18 protein-coding genes are annotated in these 21,385 nt (G+C 47.0%); 10 read left to right on the top strand and 8 right to left on the bottom strand.

The annotated features are described in order from the left end of the window. Window positions 1-301: 301 nt before the first annotated feature. From cobB to M2387_RS20995, 6 genes are all read right to left on the bottom strand, one after another. On the bottom strand, window positions 302-1,126 hold the full coding sequence (cobB, locus tag M2387_RS21020; protein ID WP_259052350.1) for a Sir2 family NAD+-dependent deacetylase: 825 nt from the start codon (window positions 1,124-1,126) through the stop codon (window positions 302-304). Between the two features lie 3 nt (window positions 1,127-1,129). Further along, window positions 1,130-2,041: an N-acetylglucosamine kinase gene (gene nagK, locus M2387_RS21015; protein ID WP_259052348.1), complete on the bottom strand. Its 912-nt coding sequence runs from the start codon at window positions 2,039-2,041 to the stop codon at window positions 1,130-1,132. A 36-nt stretch (window positions 2,042-2,077) separates the two neighbouring features. Further along, window positions 2,078-3,322 carry a lipoprotein-releasing ABC transporter permease subunit LolE gene (gene lolE / locus M2387_RS21010; RefSeq protein ID WP_259052346.1) on the bottom strand — a complete coding sequence of 415 codons (1,245 nt, stop codon included), beginning with the start codon at window positions 3,320-3,322 and terminating at the stop codon, window positions 2,078-2,080. Beyond that, window positions 3,322-4,026 (bottom strand): lipoprotein-releasing ABC transporter ATP-binding protein LolD, encoded by a 705-nt coding sequence (lolD, locus tag M2387_RS21005; protein WP_259052345.1) that lies wholly within the window; start codon window positions 4,024-4,026, stop codon window positions 3,322-3,324. Before lolD ends, lolE begins: the two co-directional genes overlap by 1 nt. Further along, entirely contained in the window at window positions 4,019-5,218 is a 1,200-nt protein-coding gene (lolC, locus tag M2387_RS21000) for a lipoprotein-releasing ABC transporter permease subunit LolC (RefSeq protein ID WP_259052343.1), read from the bottom strand. Before lolC ends, lolD begins: the two co-directional genes overlap by 8 nt. A 155-nt stretch (window positions 5,219-5,373) precedes the next feature. Continuing rightward, window positions 5,374-6,561, bottom strand: a complete 1,188-nt coding sequence (locus M2387_RS20995) for an MFS transporter (RefSeq protein WP_259052341.1) — start codon at window positions 6,559-6,561, stop codon at window positions 5,374-5,376. A gap of 310 nt (window positions 6,562-6,871) precedes the next feature. On the opposite strand from M2387_RS20995, the gene mfd reads away from it, so the two are divergent. From mfd to M2387_RS20950, 9 genes are all read left to right on the top strand, one after another. Next, window positions 6,872-10,318, top strand: coding sequence for a transcription-repair coupling factor (mfd, locus tag M2387_RS20990; RefSeq protein WP_259052340.1), 3,447 nt, complete (start codon window positions 6,872-6,874; stop codon window positions 10,316-10,318). A gap of 188 nt (window positions 10,319-10,506) precedes the next feature. Beyond that, entirely contained in the window at window positions 10,507-11,478 is a 972-nt protein-coding gene (gene ldtC / locus M2387_RS20985) for a L,D-transpeptidase LdtC (RefSeq protein WP_259052339.1), read from the top strand. 761 nt (window positions 11,479-12,239) lie between these two features. Beyond that, window positions 12,240-12,866, top strand: coding sequence for a fimbrial protein (locus M2387_RS20980; protein ID WP_259052338.1), 627 nt, complete (start codon window positions 12,240-12,242; stop codon window positions 12,864-12,866). A 105-nt stretch (window positions 12,867-12,971) separates the two neighbouring features. Further along, window positions 12,972-13,697 carry a fimbrial protein gene (locus tag M2387_RS20975; protein ID WP_259052337.1) on the top strand — a complete coding sequence of 242 codons (726 nt, stop codon included), beginning with the start codon at window positions 12,972-12,974 and terminating at the stop codon, window positions 13,695-13,697. A gap of 38 nt (window positions 13,698-13,735) precedes the next feature. Further along, on the top strand, window positions 13,736-14,365 hold the full coding sequence (locus M2387_RS20970) for a fimbrial protein (RefSeq protein WP_259052336.1): 630 nt from the start codon (window positions 13,736-13,738) through the stop codon (window positions 14,363-14,365). A gap of 69 nt (window positions 14,366-14,434) precedes the next feature. Then, a complete protein-coding gene (locus tag M2387_RS20965; RefSeq protein WP_259052335.1) occupies window positions 14,435-15,061 on the top strand; it encodes a fimbrial protein in 627 nt (208 codons plus the stop codon). 54 nt (window positions 15,062-15,115) lie between these two features. Next, entirely contained in the window at window positions 15,116-15,895 is a 780-nt protein-coding gene (locus M2387_RS20960; RefSeq protein ID WP_259052332.1) for a DUF1120 domain-containing protein, read from the top strand. A 40-nt stretch (window positions 15,896-15,935) separates the two neighbouring features. Continuing rightward, a complete protein-coding gene (locus M2387_RS20955; RefSeq protein WP_259052330.1) occupies window positions 15,936-18,362 on the top strand; it encodes a fimbria/pilus outer membrane usher protein in 2,427 nt (808 codons plus the stop codon). 65 nt (window positions 18,363-18,427) lie between these two features. Continuing rightward, window positions 18,428-19,108 carry a fimbria/pilus chaperone family protein gene (locus M2387_RS20950; protein ID WP_259052326.1) on the top strand — a complete coding sequence of 227 codons (681 nt, stop codon included), beginning with the start codon at window positions 18,428-18,430 and terminating at the stop codon, window positions 19,106-19,108. Between the two features lie 120 nt (window positions 19,109-19,228). Here the strand turns inward: M2387_RS20950 and bhsA are convergent, their stop codons facing one another. Next, window positions 19,229-19,486, bottom strand: coding sequence for a multiple stress resistance protein BhsA (gene bhsA / locus M2387_RS20945; protein ID WP_259052323.1), 258 nt, complete (start codon window positions 19,484-19,486; stop codon window positions 19,229-19,231). Window positions 19,487-19,731: 245 nt separating this feature from the next. Here bhsA and M2387_RS20940 point away from each other — a divergent pair, with 245 nt between their 5' ends. Then, a complete protein-coding gene (locus M2387_RS20940; RefSeq protein WP_259052319.1) occupies window positions 19,732-20,367 on the top strand; it encodes a TetR/AcrR family transcriptional regulator in 636 nt (211 codons plus the stop codon). Between the two features lie 56 nt (window positions 20,368-20,423). On the opposite strand, the gene M2387_RS20935 is transcribed toward M2387_RS20940, so the two are convergent. Continuing rightward, a complete protein-coding gene (locus M2387_RS20935) occupies window positions 20,424-21,317 on the bottom strand; it encodes a siderophore-interacting protein (RefSeq protein ID WP_259052317.1) in 894 nt (297 codons plus the stop codon). Between the last annotated feature and the right edge of the window lie 68 nt (window positions 21,318-21,385).

Here is a 21,385-nt window from a genome sequence, read left to right as displayed (position 1 = left end):
TGGTGAATTATATTTTTTAATTATTAAGATAAAATTCAGTCTCTCAGACAGAGTGTAGAAATATCAGACAGGATAGTGGAAATGATATTGTGTAACAAAAATAGACAGGGTTTTATTTAAAAAAAATAACAGTAACCATTACGTATAAGACGTTCCATTAATACTGGAAATATATTCCCATATAAACGCAGAAATATTATCAGTTAATTACACACCTTAATTAGCATGGTCATTTTTATTTGTTCCGACAGGAGACAGTCTAAAACATCTCCCTTAACGCTTTACGTTAAGGGAGTATATATCAACCGATTTCGTTTAATAATTTTTCGATATAGGCGGGGACTTCCTTGCTGGCAAGGCCGTAGTATTTTTCCTCAAACTCACTTTCTACCAGGCTGGGTTCAAGGTTCAACTCAACGGTATGCGCCCCTTGCAGTCGGGCCTCGTGGACAAAACCAGCCGCGGGATAGACATGTCCCGAAGTGCCAATGGCAATAAAGTAGTCAGCCTCGCTGATGGCATGATAAATCTCATCCATTCCCAGCGGCATCTCACCAAACCACACGATATGAGGCCGCAGTACCTCTGAAATCTGACAACAGTGGCAGCGATCGGCTGGAGTAATATCGTCCTGCCAGCTCACGACCTGACGACTTCTTACGCAGCGCACTTTTAACAGTTCACCATGCATATGAATGATGCGTTTATTCCCTGCCCGCTCATGCAAATTATCAATATTTTGCGTGACCAGCAGAAAATTATCGCCTAATACCGATTCCAGTTTTGCCAGCGCCAGGTGGGCAGCATTTGGCTGAATATCCGGCTGCTGAAGTTGCCGACGACGGGCATTATAAAATTGCTGTACGGCCTGCGGGTCACGCTGAAAACCTTCCGGTGTCGCGACATCTTCAACCCGGCACTCTTCCCATAATCCGTCCGCCGCCCTGAACGTTCGGATCCCGGATTCAGCAGAAATCCCCGCCCCCGTTAACACGACAACTCTCGGTTGTTCTGTCTGTTCCAGCATAATCTGTTCTCCAAAGTAACTGCTTTGACGCAGTCGATGGCGTAACAACCGTTTTTTCTTCCTAAAGCGACTAAGCCGTTGTTGACGACGAGACAACATAATTTACTCCGACAGATGGAGAAATGCCGCACCGCGCATTCCACCCGCATCACCATGACGCGCGGGTTCAATTCGGGGAACGCGTGCGAGTGGCAATAGATATTGCGATATACGCGCCGTTACCAGCGCATACATCTCACTAAAATTAGATAATCCGCCACCGATAACCACCAGGTGAGGATCGATAGCGGTAAGTAAGTTGCCTAAACAGGCTGCCAGCAGCTCGATAAAACGCGTTACGTGGCTTTGCGCCTGTTTATCCCCAGCACGATAGCGGGCAATAATTTCTCGGGCATCAAGTTCGCTCTGGTAGAAATGCTGCCATAACCAGGCAAAACCCCGGCCAGAAAGGTAGTTTTCAATACAGCCTTTTTGTCCGCAGCCACAAGGGATAAGCGGTAAATCACGACCCAGGATCTCCAGCGCATCCACCGGAAGTCGGGTATGGCCAAATTCACCGGTGATAAAATTTCGACCCGTCACCGGACGACCATTAACGATAATACCGCCGCCGACGCCGGTGCCGAGAATCAGCCCCATCACCACCGGATAGGAACGGAACTCATCATCCCAGGCTTCAGATAAGGTGAAACAGTTGGCATCGTTATCGATACGCACGTCACGCTGTAACAGACGGCTTAAGTCTGCACGCAGCGGCTGGCCACTGGCAGCCGGAAGATTAGTGGCATACAGCTTGCCCTCATCGATTTCAGGCATCCCTGGAATGCCGATACCGACACTCCCGTAGCCGCCAAATCGCGCATCAGCCTGCGCGACCAGGTCGATAATCGCCTGCAAAAACGCTGAATACTGGCCGTGCGGAGTCGCGACCCGCGTTTCCCATTGCAGCTTTCTGTCAGCATCATAGACGCCGAGCGCCATCTTAGTGCCGCCAATATCAAAACCGTAATACATGGCCAGGCTATCCTCTGCTGTTTACAGTCATTATATTCACTGACCGCTTAATACGCGGGCCGGATCTATTTTGCTCGCACGTCGTGCCGGATACCAGCTCGCCAGTAAACTTAATACCAGCGCGGTTATCAGTACATAGAATACATCTTGTCCGTGTAATTCTGATGGCAGAAAATCAATAAAATAGATATCGCCGGATAAAAATTGATGCCCGATCAGCTTTTCAATGACATTAATTATCGGCGTCAGCTGCCAGGAGGCAAGCACACCAATAATCACACCGCTGATGCTGCCCACTAAACCGGCCAGTAAGCCATACCAGATAAAAATAGCGCGAATTAAACCGTCTTTCGCACCCAGGGTACGCAAGACCGCAATATCGCCACTCTTATCTTTCACCGCCATAATCAGGGTCGAGACAATATTAAAACAGGCAACGCCAATCACCAGCACCATCGCCAGATACATAATGGCGCGGATCATCTGAATATCACGGTACATATAGCCGTAGGTGCCTATCCAGCTTTTAATAAAGACATAAGCGTTAGTGGCTTCACCGGCTGCACGCACCCGCTGCTGGGCATTAAAGACATCATCGACTTTAATCGCAATCCCAGTGACACTGTGCCCCATATCCAGATACTCGCTGGCATCACTGAGCGGCACCATGGCAAAGCTATGATCAAGCTGGCCGCTGAGTGCCAGAATACCGGCCACCTGCAGACGCACCCGCTTTGGCTGTAGCAGGCGATTGCCTTCATCATTATTCGGAATAGATAAAGAAACCCAGTCGCCCTGCTTAACTTTCAGCGCATCCGCTACCCCTTTGCCCAGAATAATTTGCTGCTTGCCCGCACTAAACTGAGACCAGGCCTGATTCTGTACAAAATTCGGTAACGCACTGATACGGGCTTCCTGGTCTGGTTCAACCCCCTTAATCTGGATCGCACGCAGATTATTTGCGCTCTCAATTAGTCCGGTAAAGTTGATATAGGGCGCTGCAGCCAGAATACCCGGTACTTTTTCAATCCGGTTGAGGCTATTTTGCCAGTCATCAAAAGGCTGATTAACCGCTGAAATTTCCCCGTGTGGCACAACAGCCAGAATGCGGTCTTTCAGCTCGCGTTCAAAACCATTCATGGCACTGAGGCCAATAATTAATACTGCCACCCCCAGCGCAATACCCACGGTTGAGATAATCGAGATAAGCGATACCATGCCACTGCGTCGCCGCCCGCGGCTAAAACGCAAGCCTATCTGTAACGATAACGGCAATGCCATTACTCGGCCCCCATTAAGGTCAAGTCCTGAGTAAGCCGGCCATCACGCATCTCCAGCTGACGCGACATGCGCCTGGCCAGCTGTAAGTCATGCGTCACCACCAGAAAAGCCGTGCCCTGGCGAACGTTGAGCTCACCCAGTAGCTCAAAAATACTGTTGGCATTACGGGCGTCAAGGTTACCGGTAGGCTCATCGGCCAGTACTAAGCGAGGATTATTGACCAGCGAGCGGGCAATCGCCACGCGCTGACGTTCCCCCCCCGAGAGTTCCGAAGGGCGATGATGGCTGCGTTTTTCCAGTCCCACAGCCGCCAGCATTTCCATTGCACGTTGCTGTGCCTCGGCAGGTTTTTTCTTACCAATCAGCAGCGGCATAGCGACATTTTCCAGCGCCGTAAAGTCGGGCAATAAATGGTGAAACTGGTAAATAAAGCCCAGCTCACGATTACGCAGTTCCGCTTTGGCAGATGAAGAGAGTTGACTCAGCGCCTGGCCATTAAAAACCACATCGCCAGAGCTAGGCGTATCCAGCCCTCCGAGTAAATGCAGCAAGGTGCTTTTCCCGGAGCCGGAGCTACCGACAATCGCCATTAACTCGCCCGGTTTCATGCTAAAGCTGACATCATGCAGCACATCCGTTTGCACGCTGCCTTCCTGGTAGCGTTTGCACAACTTGTCGCACTGCAACAGGATTGAATTACTCATAACGTAAAGCCTCAGCGGGTTGAGTGGCGGCGGCTCGCCAGGAAGGGTACAGCGTAGAGAGTAGTGCAATCACCATCGCGACCAGCGCAATAGTGACCACTTGTAAAGGTTCGATAGCCACTGGCAAAGTGGCGCCATCGATTAGGATACCAATTACCGGCATTAAATTATTAAGCTGGCTGGCCAGTAAGACACCGAGTAGCGCACCAAATAGCGCCCCCAGTACCCCGGCGCTTGCCCCCTGAACCATAAACACCGCCATAATCTGTCGACGTGTCAGTCCCTGGGTTTGCAGAATCGCCACTTCACCTTGTTTTTCCATCACCAGTAATCCCAGCGAGGTAATAATATTAAAAGCGGCAACGGCAATGATGAGGCTCAGTAACAGTCCCATCATGTTTTTTTCCATTCTCACAGCCTGGAATAGCTCGCCTTTACGCTCCCGCCAGTCTTTCCACTCAGTCCCAGTTGGCAAGGCCTGTTGACTAAGCACATCGACTTTAAGCGGGCTATCCAGCCAGAGTCGCCAGCCGGTAATATTGCCTGCCGGATAACGCATCAGACGCGAGGCATCCTGCTGATTGACCAGCAACTGGGTACCATCGACTTCACTGTTCGCGGCAAAGGTACCAATCACATTAAACAGTCGCTGACTGGGTTGTCTGCCCATCGGGGTAAACTGACTGGCAGACGGCACGATTATCCGCAGCGTATCGCCCCGCTTCACCTCTAAGGTATTGGCTAACTGCTCTCCCAGTATCACGTTGTACTCGCCAGCAACCAGTTGGGATTGCTGTACGCCCGTCAGAAAGGGCGTCAGAGGCTCATACTGGTCGGGCTTTACACCTAGCATGACGCCGACACCAATGCCATGAGCACTTTGCAGTACCACATCACCGGTCGTGAGCGGTTCAACCCGCGTCACGCCCTGTAATTTAAGGCCGTCAGCGGGTAGTTGCTGGGGATTAATCGACCCTGTGGGTGAGGTGATCATAGCCTGGGGCATCAGCCCTAAGATGTTGTTTTGCAGTTCTCGCTCAAAGCCATTCATCACCGAGAGTACCGTCACCAGCGCCATAACGCCGAGTGTGATACCTATGGTGGAAAGCCAGGAGACAAAGCGACCGAAGCGGTCCGCTGCTCGCCCGCGCATATAACGCAGGCCGATAAATAACGCGACAGGTTGATACATAAAATCCGTCTGGTTGCTGTAGCTCACGCAAAGAAGCCAAGTATACGACAGCCGTCCGGTCAAATGAATTCAATCGCTTAAATTAATCATCAGAGTGATGTGTTTAGGGGGGGATCGCCGTATAGCCCTTTTCTCTGATCTCCCCGGGTGAACGATTACCCTCTGCTTTCTGGTTTAAGAAAGTCCCAAAGAGCGAGCACCAGCACAGAGCCGCCCCCCACACAGGCGAGGATAAAGCCACTTTGCAATCCATTTTTGTCAATAAAATACCCCGATAATGCAGCACCAAGAGCCACGCCGATATTGAGTCCGGCTAACAGCCAGGTCATGCCTTCCGTGATGCTGTATTCCGGAACAGCACGCTCCACCAGCGACATGGCAATAATCATCGTCGGGGCAAAAGTGACTCCCGCCCAGAAAATCCAAAACATCAGCGAGTAAAGAGAACCGACCCAGAGCAATGGCAAGGTGGTTAAGGCGATTGTGCTCCCACCCAGTAATAGTTGCTGTGGTAAAGAAAGGCTGAACTGCTTTGAGCCAAAAAGTAACCCAGCCAGACAAGAACCACAGGCGTAGGCAGACAACACCAGGCTGGCAGCGACGGGTTGTTCTATCGCTCGGGCGAAGGCGACACTGACAATATCAACGGTACCCACAATAGTGCCCAGCGCTATCATTAATAAGGTTAAACGCTGCACTGCTGCCAGACGTATCACTGATTTACCCGCCTGCCCCGTGTGAGAGGCGGGTATTAACTGAGGTTCGGTCTCCTTCAGTAAGACCATAGCCAGTGCTCCCAGTAATAATAATACTGCAGCAGTCAGGATCCCGGCTTGTGGAAATAATAATACTGCCAGCCCCACCGCTAATGGCGGACCGATAATAAAAGTGACTTCATCAAAGACCGTTTCGAGGGAATAAGCCGTTTGTAACTGAGGCTGGTCGCGATACAGCGCAACCCAGCGGGCGCGGATCATAGCAGACATACTGGGCATAAAACCGGTCAGGATCGCACCGATAAACAGTAGTCCATAATAGTACTGCAGTTTACTGGTGATCAGAATCAGTATCATACCTGTCACACTTATCAGTGAAGCCCAAGGCAACACTCGGCGCTGACCATGAGTATCTACCCAGCGAGAAAGCTGAGGTGAAACCAGCGCATAAGTCAGGACAAAACTAGCACTCACCGCTCCTGCAAGGGCATAACTTTGCTGCAATTGTGAGATAAGCGTAATCAATCCGATACCCGTCATCGGCAATGGCAACCGTGCTAACAGGCCTGCAAAAGTGAAACTGAGACTGCCCGGGGCTGCAAATAGAGCCCGATAAGCGTTGATCATTTCTATTCCCTCACCCAGTGATATTCCGATGCTGGCAATGCGCCATTCTTTTTAGATACATTGCGTATGAATAAAGAATATATACATACGCAATGGATGTAAATATTCATGCACTGTGAATGTAAAAAGAAAAGGCAGGATAAACTTGCGACCCGAATCAGGGGGGATAAATGAGAACAAACAAGGATCCTGCATTGCGGGTTGCTAATACCCATTGATGCGAGATAATAATACGACTTTGGCTCACCACCCCTCGCTCGGCTCTCAGCCCTCAGCGTGGCACCCAACTTACGAGATTGTGACGCTTTTTATGCCTGAAAATTATCGTTATTCCTTACCCGTTAAAGCTGCCGAGCAACGCGTACTCGGTGAGCTGGTTGGTTCTGCCTGTGCGACTGAAGTAGCAGAAATCACTGAACGTCATCATGGTCCGGTGGTACTGATAACCCCGGATATGCAAAATGCATTGCGATTGCATGACGAAATCTCACAATTTACTGACTCGCTGGTACTGAATCTCGCGGACTGGGAAACCTTACCTTACGACAGTTTTTCGCCGCACCAGGAAATCATCTCCTCCAGACTGGCAACACTCTATCGGCTGCCAAATATGCAACGCGGAGTACTCATTTTACCGGTGAATACCCTGATGCAACGGGTTTGCCCGCATAGCTATCTGCATGGTCATGCTCTGGTGATGAAAAAGGGTCAGCCTCTGTCGCGGGATAACTTGCGTTCGCAGCTCGAACAAGCCGGATACCGCAGTGTTGACCAGGTGATGGAACACGGTGAATTTGCCACACGAGGGGCACTGTTAGATCTCTATCCTATGGGGAGTGAACAACCTTATCGTATCGACTTTTTCGATGATGAAATTGATAGTTTGCGTGTCTTTGATGTCGACTCACAGCGGACATTAGATGAAGTCGATGCCATTAATCTGCTACCTGCACACGAGTTTCCGACAGATAAAAATGCCATTGAACTGTTCCGCAGCCAGTGGCGCGATAAGTTTGATGTTAAGCGTGAACCTGAACATATCTATCAGCAGGTAAGCAAAGGCACCCTGCCCGCGGGAATCGAATACTGGCAGCCGCTGTTTTTCAGCGAGCCATTAGTCACGCTATTCAGTTATCTGCCAGCCAATACCTTACTGGTCAATACCGGTGATTTAGAAAGCAGCGCTGAACGTTTCTGGCAAGATGCCGAGGCGCGTTTTGAAAATCGTCGCGTCGACCCGATGCGTCCCTTGCTGGAACCACAAATACTCTGGTTACGCCCGGATGCCCTGCTCGGTGAATTAAAAGCCTGGCCGCGCGTGCAGCTTAAAACGACTGAGCTGCCAGCAAAAGCATCCAACGTCAACCTGGGTTACCAGCCACTGCCTGAGCTGGCGGTACAGGCCCAGAATAAAGCACCGCTGGATAATCTGCGTAAGTTTCTGGAAAGTGCTATCGGGCCGGTCATTTTCTCGGTAGAAAGTGAAGGTCGGCGCGAAGCACTAGGGGAATTATTAGGCCGTATTAAAGTCGCCCCTAAACGCATTTATCGTCTCAATGAAGCCGAAGCGCCAGGCTGTTATTTGATCATTGGTGCCAGCGAGCATGGTTTTATTGACACCCTGCGTCAGCGAGTTCTGATATGTGAAAGCGACTTGTTAGGTGAGCGCGTCAGTCGCCGCCGCCAGGATAGTCGCCGAACTATTAATCCGGATACCTTAATCCGTAACCTGGCAGAACTGCATCCAGGCCAGCCAGTTGTACACCTTGAGCACGGAGTCGGTCGTTATATCGGCCTGACAACGCTTGAGGCGGGGGGTATCACTGCCGAGTATCTGATGCTGGCCTATGCGGGTGACGCTAAGCTTTATGTCCCGGTATCTTCTCTACACCTTATCAGCCGTTATGCCGGTGGAGCCGATGATAATGCACCTCTGCATAAACTCGGGAGTGATGCCTGGACTCGCGCCCGACAAAAAGCGGCCGAAAAAGTACGCGACGTTGCCGCTGAGTTACTCGATATCTACGCCATGCGTGCGGCTAAAACCGGCTTTGCGTTTAAGCATGATAAAGAACAGTATCAGCTATTTTGCGATGGTTTCCCATTTGAAACCACACCCGATCAGGCACAAGCGATTAATGCCGTACTCAGTGATATGTGTCGCCCTCTGGCGATGGATCGTCTGGTCTGTGGTGATGTTGGTTTCGGTAAAACAGAAGTGGCAATGCGCGCGGCGTTTTTAGCCGTTGAAAACTTTAAACAAGTTGCCGTCCTGGTGCCGACAACATTGCTGGCGCAACAGCACTTCGATAACTTCCGAGACCGTTTTGCTAACTGGCCGGTACGTATTGAGATGCTTTCACGTTTCCGTAGTGCGAAAGAACAAACACAAATTCTTGAACAAGCCCGTGAAGGTAAAATCGATATTCTTATCGGCACCCATAAGCTACTGCAAAGCGATGTGCACTGGCACGATCTCGGCCTGTTGATTGTCGATGAAGAGCACCGCTTTGGTGTTCGTCACAAAGAACGGATTAAAGCGATGCGGGCTGATGTCGATATTCTGACCCTGACCGCAACCCCTATTCCGCGCACTCTCAATATGGCCATGAGTGGAATGCGTGATTTATCTATTATCGCTACCCCACCCGCTCGTCGTCTGGCAGTCAAAACCTTTGTCCGTGAACATGATAGCTTGATGGTCCGTGAAGCTATTTTACGTGAAGTACTGCGTGGAGGGCAGGTTTACTATCTGTTTAATGATGTTGAAAACATTCAGAAGATGGCCACCAAGTTAGCTGAGCTGGTGCCGGAAGCCCGTGTTGCCATTGGCCATGGTCAAATGCGTGAACGTGAGCTGGAGCGGGTGATGAATGATTTCCATCATCAACGCTTTAATGTTCTGGTCTGTACCACGATTATCGAAACCGGGATCGATATTCCGACCGCCAATACCATTATTATTGACCGCGCCGATCATTTCGGCCTGGCACAGCTCCACCAGCTTCGGGGCCGGGTTGGCCGTTCACACCATCAGGCCTATGCCTGGCTCTTGACTCCTCATCCAAAAGCCATGACGACCGATGCCCAAAAACGACTTGAAGCTATTGCCTCGCTGGAGGATTTAGGCGCAGGTTTTGCCCTTGCCACCCATGACCTGGAAATTCGTGGGGCGGGTGAGCTCTTAGGTGACGACCAAAGCGGACAAATGGAAACCATTGGTTTCTCTTTATATATGGAACTGCTGGAAAACGCCGTCGATGCTCTGAAAGAAGGCCGGGAACCTTCACTGGAAGATTTGACCAATAGTCAGACTGATGTTGAGTTACGGATGCCTGCGCTATTACCTGATGATTTTATTCCGGATGTGAATACCCGTCTTTCATTCTATAAACGCATTGCCAGCGCCCGACAGACGCATGAGTTGGATGAGCTAAAAGTCGAGCTAATTGACCGTTTTGGTTTGCTACCTGACGCGGCACGTCACCTGCTGGATATTGCCGCCTTGCGGCAGTTAGCCCAAAAACTGGGCATTCGTAAAATTGAAGCACACGAAAAAGGCGGCATGATTGAATTTGCCGAGAAGAACCATGTTGATCCGGTATGGTTGATCGGTTTGTTACAAAAACAGCCACAACATTATCGTCTCGATGGCCCGACTCGCCTGAAATTTACTCAGGATTTAGCCGACCGTAAAACCCGTATAGACTGGGTGCGTAACTTTATGCGCGACCTGGAAGAACACGCCATAGCCTAGTTTACCGCCCCGTAACCACTCGATTACGGGGCAAAACGTCAATCTTTACATATTCTTTTCATTTTACCTGGTTTTTAAAACTCCAGCATCGCTGATAATCAACGTTTTAGCGTTTACTATAATACCCAGAATCATTCGAGTTACTTCCAGACAATTTGAACGATGACAGGTAAATCAGGGTAGCCACTATGTCTTTATCACGATTTCTCCCTTACACCAGGAAGCTTGCCGCGCTTGCTGTATTTATCGGTACCACCAGCATAATTGCGCCGGCCTTTGCTCAGGACTATCCTCTTCCTGCAGCAAACAGTAAGTTGATTGGAAAAAACCAGTATCATGTGGTTGAAGATGATGGTGGTTCACTGGAAGCGATTGCTAAAAAGTATAACGTTGGTTTTCTTGCGTTATTACAAGCTAATCCAGGCGTTGACCCTTATGTCCCGCGTGCAGGAAACGTTCTGACTATTCCAACCGAAATGTTGCTGCCTGATGTCCCGCGTGAAGGTATCGTGCTTAATCTGGCAGAACTGCGATTATATTACTTCCCTGCCGGGCAAAATAAAGTCACCGTTTATCCTATCGGTATTGGCCAGCTAGGTGGAGATACTCTGACGCCAACAATGGTCACGAAAATTTCTGATAAACGCGCTAATCCAACCTGGACTCCGACCGCGAATATCCGCGCACGTTATCTTGCCCAGGGAATAAAACTTCCTGCCGTGGTTCCTGCGGGTAATGATAACCCCATGGGGCATCATGCTATTCGTCTGGCAGCCTATGGTGGCGTTTATCTGATTCATGGCACCAATGCCGATTTCGGGATTGGTATGCGTGTTAGCTCGGGTTGTATTCGTCTGCGTGATGGCGATATTAAAGAGCTATTTGACAACGTCCCTGTCGGTACGCCAGTACGGATTATTAACGAACCCATTAAAACTTCGGTTGAACCAAACGGTCATCGCCTGGTTGAGGTTCACCAGCCGCTGTCAGAATCAATTAACGATGATCCAAAGCTGCTACCTATTCAGTTAAATGCCAGAACGACGCAATTTCGTGATGCTCAGCAAACTGATAATGGAGTAATGGAACAAGTTATAGAGCATCGTTCAGGTATGCCCGTTGATGTTAAAACTCATACTCCCGTAGTGGAAAATATCTGATCCAGCCTGTCGGTGAGTACTATCATCAGTACTCACCTGATAGAAACTTCAAGTCTGAGTTTTATCAATCATAGACTCAGGCTTTATAAATCTTGATATCAGGATAGCCCTCATCCATTAAATATATTTAACTATTCACAGCAAAAAATTCAGATGGTTATTGTTTTTTTACTTCCATTTAAAGATTTATCCTCCGTAATTTTCTTGTTTTAAATAACCGTCCTGTTTTTTGTAATTTTCATTATATTGATTTACTTAATAAAATATTACTACCATTTCCGACACCAAAAAATAAAGGTTATTTAAACCCTCACTGTCGCGGATGAAAAAATTGTCATATGATGAGTCAAACTTAATCCGCCATATAATAAAATAACAACCCAAGCAATCTATTTTGTTTCCGAAAAAATTTCCTTAGACAAATGATTCACTATTGGCTTGCTGACTACGACCAAAACAAAGTTTTATTTTCATCAGGAACATCAAGTATCACTTTAAAGCATAGTTAATATTTCCATTAAACAGGAAAAATTAATATCACCAGTGGCATTTCCTCTCGTTATTTATATAAAACCATACAATGTGATTTTCAAAAACTGAACAGAAGGATACCTAATCGCTAAAATCTAACAGTGTTATATCACTCTATTTTTTGATGGCAGGTTCATTAAGTCATTTTTAATTGAATGACATAATGATCGTTATGCTCTAAAAAAATACATGTTGTTTAAGGAGATGTTTATGTTTATAAGGAGCTCTGTATGTTTAAAAAATCCCTCTTAGTCCTGTCATTAATGGCTTTGTCAGGAACCGTATTATCCGCCCCTCCCGTTGCCAATCTCAGGGTAATAGGATCAATAACTCCACCAACCTGTACCCTCAACGGGCAGGAAGAAGAGACCTATACTTACGATTTTGATATTTCTCCCGGTATTTTTCCACCAAGCGGTAACTTAACTCTGACGCCGCAATCACAGAATATTGAAGTTATCTGTGATGCTGCCACCTACCTGACATTTACTTCAGCAGATGAACGGGCGGGAAGCGAACTGACCACGGGAGTTAATAACTTCGGATTAGGTACCTACGATACCGATACTAACGTAGGCTTCTATACCGTGAGAATGGAAAATGCGACGGTGAAAGCCAATGCAGAGGCCACGGCAACCAATGTCGGTGTTCTCTCTGGTAGTTCCTATGCGGTGACGGGTTTAGTGAATAAAACCCAGCTCTCAGGCTGGGCAACAAGTGCCTCTCAGCTGGCAGCGGGTCAAATTTTTGCCGCTGATTTCGCCGTCACTCCCACCATTAACAGCGTAATGAAAAACAGTACGGGTGATGCTGAGCTGGATGGTTTTGCAATACTGACCTTTGCTTTTGGTATTTAAATTAACTGGCTCAGGATATGCCTTACCAGATTCCCGGTGACATATCCTTGAGCTCACTGGCTATAGGGTTTCTGCTGGCAAGAAATAAAGAAAAGGATTTCTTTGATGGAAAAACGGTACTGGAGTGTACTCTTACTGTTAGCTAACCTGTTAGTTGCAGCCCGGGCTGCAACGCCAGTAGCTAATATTCAGGTAAATGGCAATATTATGCCCCCTACCTGTACTGTAAATGGCGCAGCCGAGTCTGATATTATTTTTGATTTAGGCGCTATTTCACCCTCATTAATACCTTTATCAGAACCATACATCTACCCTCCTAATATTAGACGCAATCAGGTAACCGTTGAATGTGATGCCTTAACGTACTTGACGTTTAATGCAATAGATACCTATGCGGCTTCCACGTTAAATTTTCCTCCGATTGTTGCTGCAAATAGACAGCCGCTTATTTTCCGGTTAGTAGATGCCCGGGATACGACCAAATCAGTAGGCGGAATTATCTATCACTGGGGGAACGTTAAAGTTGATGACCGCAGTGCATTTATCAGTCGGGCCAATGATATAAATGCTAATGCAGGTGGGGGAAATAATTTGTTAGTTGCAGGAACAACCAATGGCTGGACAAATACTCAGCAGTTCAAGGTGGCACTCAATGAGTTAGACCTTAGCCTTGGGAAGTTATTTTCCCTGACATTTCTCACTACCTCAGGCGTATCTTCTTTCCCAATATTCATGATCTCGCAACAAGAATTAGCAGACAAAGAAATTGATATTTCTGACGGATTAGATTTCATTAGCGAAGCCGTTGTCATCTTTAAATTTGGCATTTAAAAGCATCTCTATTAATTATTCGTTTGTTTAAGGAGTAAATGATGTTTAACCGATATCTCTTAGGCCTAGTATTAATGGCTTTGTCAGGAACCGTGCTATCAGCACCGCCTGTTGCCAGCCTCAGGATCAACGGATCAATTACGCCCCCAAGCTGCACCCTTAATGGCCTGACTGAAAATACCTATACCTTCGTCTTTGATATTTCACCCGGAATCTTTCCGCCAAGCGGTAACTTAATCTTAAGTCCGCAGACACAGAATATTGAAATAGTCTGTGATGCAACCACCTATTTGACACTTACCGCAACCGATGTGCGCGCTGGTACAGAATGGGTAACAGGGCAAAATGCTTATGGATTAGGTCTCTACAATACGGATACCAAAATTGGTTACTATACGGTAAGAATCGACAATGCCACAGTAAAAGCCAGTAATGACGCCAGTCCAGAGAAAGTCGGTATTCGCTACGGCAGTACCTATGCGGATGCTGCTGCTGTGAGTAAAACCAATGTAATCTCCTGGGCAATGAATAAAGATCGGTTAGCATCAGGCCAAATTTTTTCGGCTGATTTCACCGTTAACCCCGTTATTAACAACGTGATGAAAAACAGCGCGGGTGATGCAGAGCTGGATGGTCTGGCGATACTAACGTTCGCATTCGGTATCTAGACTCAATAGCTCAGGAGATATTCTCTCAGGCTAAATTTATTGACAACCTCTTTATTGAAGGAATAACTGATGTTTAACAAATATCTCTTAGCCCTGATATTAATAACTTTATCAGAAACGGTGTTATCAGCTCCGCCTGTTGCCAGTCTAAGGGTCAGTGGATCAATTATTCCTCCTTCCTGTACACTTAATGGCCTGACAGAAGAAACCTATACATATCGCTTTAATATTTCACCCGATATTTTCCCGTTAAGCGGTGACTTACGCTTGTCTCCGCAAGTACGGACAATCGAAGTTGTCTGTAATGCAGCTACCTACCTGTCACTTAGCACCGTCGATGAACGAGCGGGAACTGAGCTTAATACAGGCGATAGCCTGTATGGATTAGGCATCTACAATACGAATACTAAAATTGGCTACTACACGGTGAGGATGAACAATCCCACGGTGAAAACAAATCCAGATGCCAGTGCAACGGAAGCTGGGATCCTCAGAAGTGGCAGTTATTCTAATTCTTTTTTACTTAATAAAGGCACGAGGCATAGTTGGGCGGTGAGTGCTACGCAGATGGCTGCGGGCCAGGTTTTTGCCGCTGATTTTACCATCACGCCCACCATTAACAGTGTGATGAAAAATAATGCCGGAGATGCAGAACTCGATGGTCTGGCTGTACTGACATTCGTATTCGGCATTTAGATTTATACTATTCAGGATCTGTTTTTTATTTAAAATGCATAACAAACTTACCTAATGTGGAGAGGTTTTTATATTAATCATCAAATCAACATTTCAGACAGAATAAAATACAGTCAGGCAAAAGGAGATGCTGACAAGCAAAAAATGACAATACCAGATAATATTTCACCTGTATTAAAATACAGATTACGCGTTAAGCCCTACGGGTTTATCAGTGTTTTTTTGTTTTCGGCAAATGCTATCGCCAGCATTCCCGTTTCCGGTTTAATATCCGAGGATATCTTTATCGACGCTCCTGCTGTTGTCTCATGCACAGGAACAGCATCTGAAATTGAATATAGCTATCCCCAATTATCTGCCAGCTTATTTCAGCGCACAACATCAGCCTCTCTGCCATCGCTTTCACAAACCTGGCAAGTAGTCTGTTCTGCTCCGGTAACCGCCCTGTTTCTGACAATTGATAGTGACCAGAGATCTGACAGCCTTTCAAGTGCTGACCCAACACGCTTTGGATTAGGATCAGTTAATGGGCAAGGACGATTGGGCTATTATCAAGTTACCCTTAATGATGCCAGGGTCGATGGTTTTCCTGTGCAGCTCTATCAGACTAATAGTCAAACTCAGGTCGGTATTCCACAGTCAAGCATAATGCTCAAATCAGGGGCTTTTCAAGGCTGGACCCGTGACGGGCACCTGCCTGCAAAAGGTCAACAATATTCTGTACAACTCACCATAGCCCCCACACTTAATAGTTTACAAGAAACCCAGGGCGCACTAGTAAATGGTGGCGAATTAAATGGCGAATTAATTTTAGCCTTCCCATTTAACCATTAAGGTTAATTTAAATTTCTTTTCTCTGATTCGAGATACTGCGATGAAATCAATAATAAGAAAATTTCGGTGGTACTATGGAATAATAATCAGCGGAATTTCTCTAGCCTATGCACAGAATAATAATGAGATAATTCCACCCGCATCCGTGGTTAATTTTGATATCAGTGCCCTAAAATCTCTGGGATATGGTGCCGAAGTAGCAGATTTTTTTAAATATGGAAGTCAATATTTACCGGGTCAATATGAAGTCACACTAATTATTAATAGCAATGGACGTTATTCGGCAAATATTACCGTAGGAGAAAAAGGTCAGCTTTGCATGACGCCCGCATTACAGCAAATATTGAAATTACGCACAGTATCCAGCACCGCAAGCTGCCCAAGCCTGACTCAATTATATCCCGGATCACAAGTTACAGCGCATCCTGCTAATGCCACCTTTGACATTTTGCTGGCAGAGAGTGCATTTGACCCACAATTACGCGGCGATGAATTAACCTATGGCGGTTTTGCCTTACTGAGTAATTACCGTATTTATGGTATGCAAATGACAGGCTCCGGGACACAACATTTTTACCAGGGACAGTTTGAATCGGGCGGGAACTGGCAAAACTGGATATTACGCAATAATAGTAGTTTTTCAGCTGGGAACAACAGCTCACAATATCAGTTTAATGAAACAACCTTAGGCCGTAGCATTTCATCGTTACGCGCACAATTACAATTAGGCCAAATCAACTCTCAAGGGAGTCTCTTTGGTGGTACACCTCTGAATGGCGTGCAATTGTATTCTGATTCTGCTTTGCAAAATGCGCCACTGTTAGTTGTACCAATAACCGGGGTCGCTCAAACCGCTGCAACCGTGGAAGTGATGCAGAATGGGCGTTTATTATACCGTACATTAGTACCTGCAGGTCCCTTTCAGCTAGACCGCATCAACAACGTCGTCAACGGCCAGATCTTGCAAGTTAGCGTTATGCAGGAAGATGGACAACGCCAGCAATTTAGCATGACTGCCTCAAATCGACCTGATTATGAGGCCATGAGTGAACCACTCTATCAACTCGCCATCGGGCAATATCGTAAACGTTCTGGAAATGATGATGTCGAAACCCCTCTGGTTTTCAATATTGAAGGCAGTCTCCGCTTTCAGCAAACGGATCATCTGGCAGGCTTTCAATTCACGGAACGTTATCAATCCCTTGCAGGCAGACTGGATCGCCAATGGGGAGAGGAAATACAGGTTGGCAGTAGTTTAGGTGGTCAGTATGCGCATAATTCAGATAACCAGGGACAACAGTGGGATGCCAGTATAAGTACCCCGTTAGGCCCGGCCTCATTTGGCGTATCAAGCTTATATCGAAGCCGTCATTACCCAACACTAGATGAAACGCTGCGCAAAAATAATCCCACCCCTATTGGCGATGATGAGAACCCCTTTATATGGTGGCGTGACAGTGAAACAAAAATGACTCATTCTGCCTCTGTCAACTGGGGCGATGCTGACTGGGGACGCATAAGTTATACATTGGGATACACCCATTATTATGGGAATAAGTCAGGCAGTGTTTTACATACCGTTAGCTATGGTAAAAAAATTCAGACGGCCTCTCTGAATACGAGTTATCAGGGAGGCAATAACCGCGATCATCGCCTGTTTGTAAACCTCACGATTCCATTCGGACGTAATGCCTCTCTGAGTACCCGAGTCCAGCAGTATCAGAATGACACATCTCTGACAACGACCTTTAATCATCGGCCAAATAATTTGTTGGGCTACACTCTGGGTGCTTCCCACAGCCATGATACCCAGAGAGTGAATGGTAGTATTAATGCCACTACGCCCTACAGCCAGCTCGCAGGCAGTGGTTCATGGAGTGATGATAATGCCCATTCACTGATGTTTTCTTCCTCCGGTGCTTTGGCTTATGCTGATGGATTATTCGCCACATCCCCTGTTGCATTAGGTGACTCATTTGGTGTTTTACGTATCCCCGGGCAATACGGAGTACAGGTTAATACCATGGGAGGTGGAACTTCCCTCACCAATCATTTGGGTATCGCAGTAATACCGACGCTCCCCACCAACCGTAAAACAACGGTGCAATTGAATACCCGAAATTTACCGCTCAATGTACGTTTAGATACCACATCCTTTGATGTAACGGTCGCACGCGGCACGGTTATCTCTCGAGATATTCCGGCAATAGTGATGAGCCAGTTGTTATTGAATATCACCCTCAGCGACGGTACTCCAGCCCGCCAGGGAAGTAGTGTTATCGACAATAACGGCCAGTTAATAGGGGTAGTCATGGGAAATGGCAATGTGCTTCTAAGCAATGAGCAAATAGGTCGCTCTATCCGTTTACGTATGGCAAATCAAGTGGAGTGTCAGGTGAATTACTCAGCACCAATAAATTTCGACCCGAATCTGCTTTATGACGAAGTCGATGCTCTTTGTCAATAAACCTACCTTATCGCCTTAACATAAGGCCGGTATAAATTATTACACCTTAAAGAGAATGAATATTTATGTATAACATCATCATAAACATTTTTGCAGGTAGCCTTATTATAATAAGCCAACTCTCACACGCCAGTTTCCAGCTGGAAACCATGACGGTTATTTTAGATGCCGGTGAATCACGTAAAGTCTTTAGCGTCAGAAATCTGGGTAAAGAACCGATACTGCTTGCCACAGAGCTTGCTGATATTAATAGCGAAATTCGCATGTCACAGAATGTGATTGTCTCCCCTCCAATTACCCGTATTGAGCCACTGCAGAGCCAGCAAATTAACTTTATCTTAAAAAATGGCGTTACTATTGCCCAGGAGGTGCTGTTGAAAGTCGCCTTTCAGAGCGTTGGTGAGGCCAAAAAAAATACCACCAGAATGCCAATTCGTCAGGAAGTCGCAATGTTAATTGTTCCGGCAGATATGAACGTCAGCCAGTCTCCCTGGGATGCATTAAGACTCAAACAGCAAGGTAATCAATTAACGTTAAGCAACACAGGAAGGCAGGTCATTCGTCTTTCCCGAACTTTTACCGCACTACCGGGAAACGAGATTTATAATTTAGAGCAGTTCTATCTGCGCCCCGGAGAAAGCAAATCCGTGACCACCAGGCAGAATGTGAATGAAATTAAAATCAGTCCACTGAGCCGTTATGGTTTCAAAATGCAAAATGAGCCCGTGATTAGAGTCACTCCCTGACGCAGGACATAAAAAAACCTCCTGCCTGTCGGTATTCGACGGGCAGGAGGCGAATTGCTCATGGCAGATAACAATCTAGCAAATAACTACAAAGAGGAGGGTAATAATGAAAACGAATACTTACTGATAAACAACCGCAGTGCCGTGTAGAATATGGTTGCCAACGGCTGAAGTAACCCGGTATGAGGTTCCACCCAGTCTATCGGCCTTCTCACCCAGTTTCTCTTCTAAAGAACCGAGATCGCTCAACGTTGTAGCCCCGATAATACCAATGGGTTGTTGATTCTGTGGTACTTGAGAAACCTGTACCGCGGCAACACTTGCAAAAGAGAATGAAGCCAGCAGTGTGGCCGCAATAAGTGCTGTTAATTTGTTCATGACAATGCCTTTCAATAGAAGAGAAGTGGTCTTTAATCGATTTAATTAACGATTGATAGGATAATACTAATAGTGATCCGGATCACATGTCAATATTTTATTATCGATCGTTAATCAATTTGTTCATCTGTGCTATTTTTCCGTCATAACTCATTCTTATCTTGCATAAAAAGCCACTGGATACTCGGGTCTATTATTTTTATAATGATTGTTCATTAATAATTTTGACAGGGGGGAGCGGCAGGATGGTAACCACTATCAGTTGTAATAAAAAAAGCCGTGGCCGGCCTAAGGTGTTTGACCGCGAAGATGCGCTGGATAAAGCCATGACCCTCTTCTGGCAGCATGGATATGAAGGAACATCGCTGTCAGACCTGGTTACAGCAACAGGCGCGAAAGCTCCGACGCTTTATGCTGAGTTTACCAATAAAGAAGGACTCTTTCGTGCCGTACTCGAGCACTATAAGTCCCGCTTTACCGACCAGTATGAGACCTGTTTATTTGGTGAAACAGGTTCTGTGTCTGAAGTTCTGGGCGTATTTCTGACAGCAATAGCCAAATGTTTTACTGCCGCAGGAACGCCATCCGGATGTTTTATTGTCTCTACCTCTTCAGGGCTTGGAGCCTCTTCACAGGATATCGCTGACACCATCAAAGCACGGCATGCCCTGCAGGATGAGTCACTGGCACGCTTTTTACGTGAGCGTCAGCAGCGGGGTGAGCTACCAGAACACTGTGATGTTGACCATATAGCAAAATACTTAAGCTGTATTATTCGCGGTATGTCAGTTTCAGCTCGAGATGGCGCAAGCTGTGAAGAGTTATTAAGTCTGGTGGCAACCACAATCAGCTTATTGCCCGGGCTGATTAAAACAGCATGAGTGCTGGGCCGTCAGAAACCTGGCAATGAATTTGCCAGGTTTGGCGTTATTCGCAATCAGTTCCGGCTACGTGCTTTCGCCCAGTAAGCCATAAAGTTGACGGCCTCCTGGTTAACCCCGCGCTCACCAATAAGATAACGACGCAGTAATTTTACCGCAGTCGACTCTGCTGCCACCCAGCCATAAAAGTCACGATTATCTGAGGTGGCTTTATCCCAAAGCAGTTCACCTTCAGCTTCTTCCTGAATAACATTATGCCGGAAACCTTCCGGAAGCCAGACCTGCTCCTTCACCGCCTTCACCAGGCACTCACCATAACTGGCATTGACAGAAGCACGCGGTAACCAGTTTATTTGCGCAAAGTTAAAGGCACTTAAATCAACACAATCAGCTACCTCTGGTACTTCAAAGAAAGCCTGGATCTGCGGAGGCTCCGGCAGTTTTGCCAGCAGTTCCAGAATACCACGAGCCGCAGGCAGAGCCGTTTCATCGGCAATAATCAGACCATGACGTAAACCAGCAGGAGGTGTCCACTCATAACCCCCGCTGTCTTGCGCATATTCAGCATTCGGCGCCACAATCTGTAAGGTTGCACCGGGCTCGGCATTAATTGCAAAAGTCGAAGCAGGCCCTTCAGTTCCATGGCTGACAAACTCCACGGTAAACTCTTCTTTTTCACGGTCCACATGACGCAAGGTATAGGTGCGCAGGATCGGACGCTTCTCTTTGTCCATCGACTGCAATATATCGTACCACTGGTCATCATTTGACAGCGCTGAGGGTGTTCCGTCCAGTGAAGGTAACAGCAGCTTGATCCGCTGATCGGGCGAGTCACATTTCATGTAACTGACGTCAGACCCGGTGAACACCAGGCTTAACAGTGAAGGGGAAACTGCTGACTTACGTGCCAGTTGGACATTAAACAGGCGATAGCCCTGAACTCCTGCCATAACTTTTCTTACCCTTTGTTTTTAAACCAAAATAATTATTCATTACCACACTAGCGCTTACCAGCTAA

This window comes from Klebsiella sp. BIGb0407 (genome assembly GCF_024807845.1).
Taxonomy (GTDB): Bacteria; Pseudomonadota; Gammaproteobacteria; order Enterobacterales; family Enterobacteriaceae; genus JGM124.
This window is presented reverse-complemented; position numbering and strand designations above follow the sequence as displayed.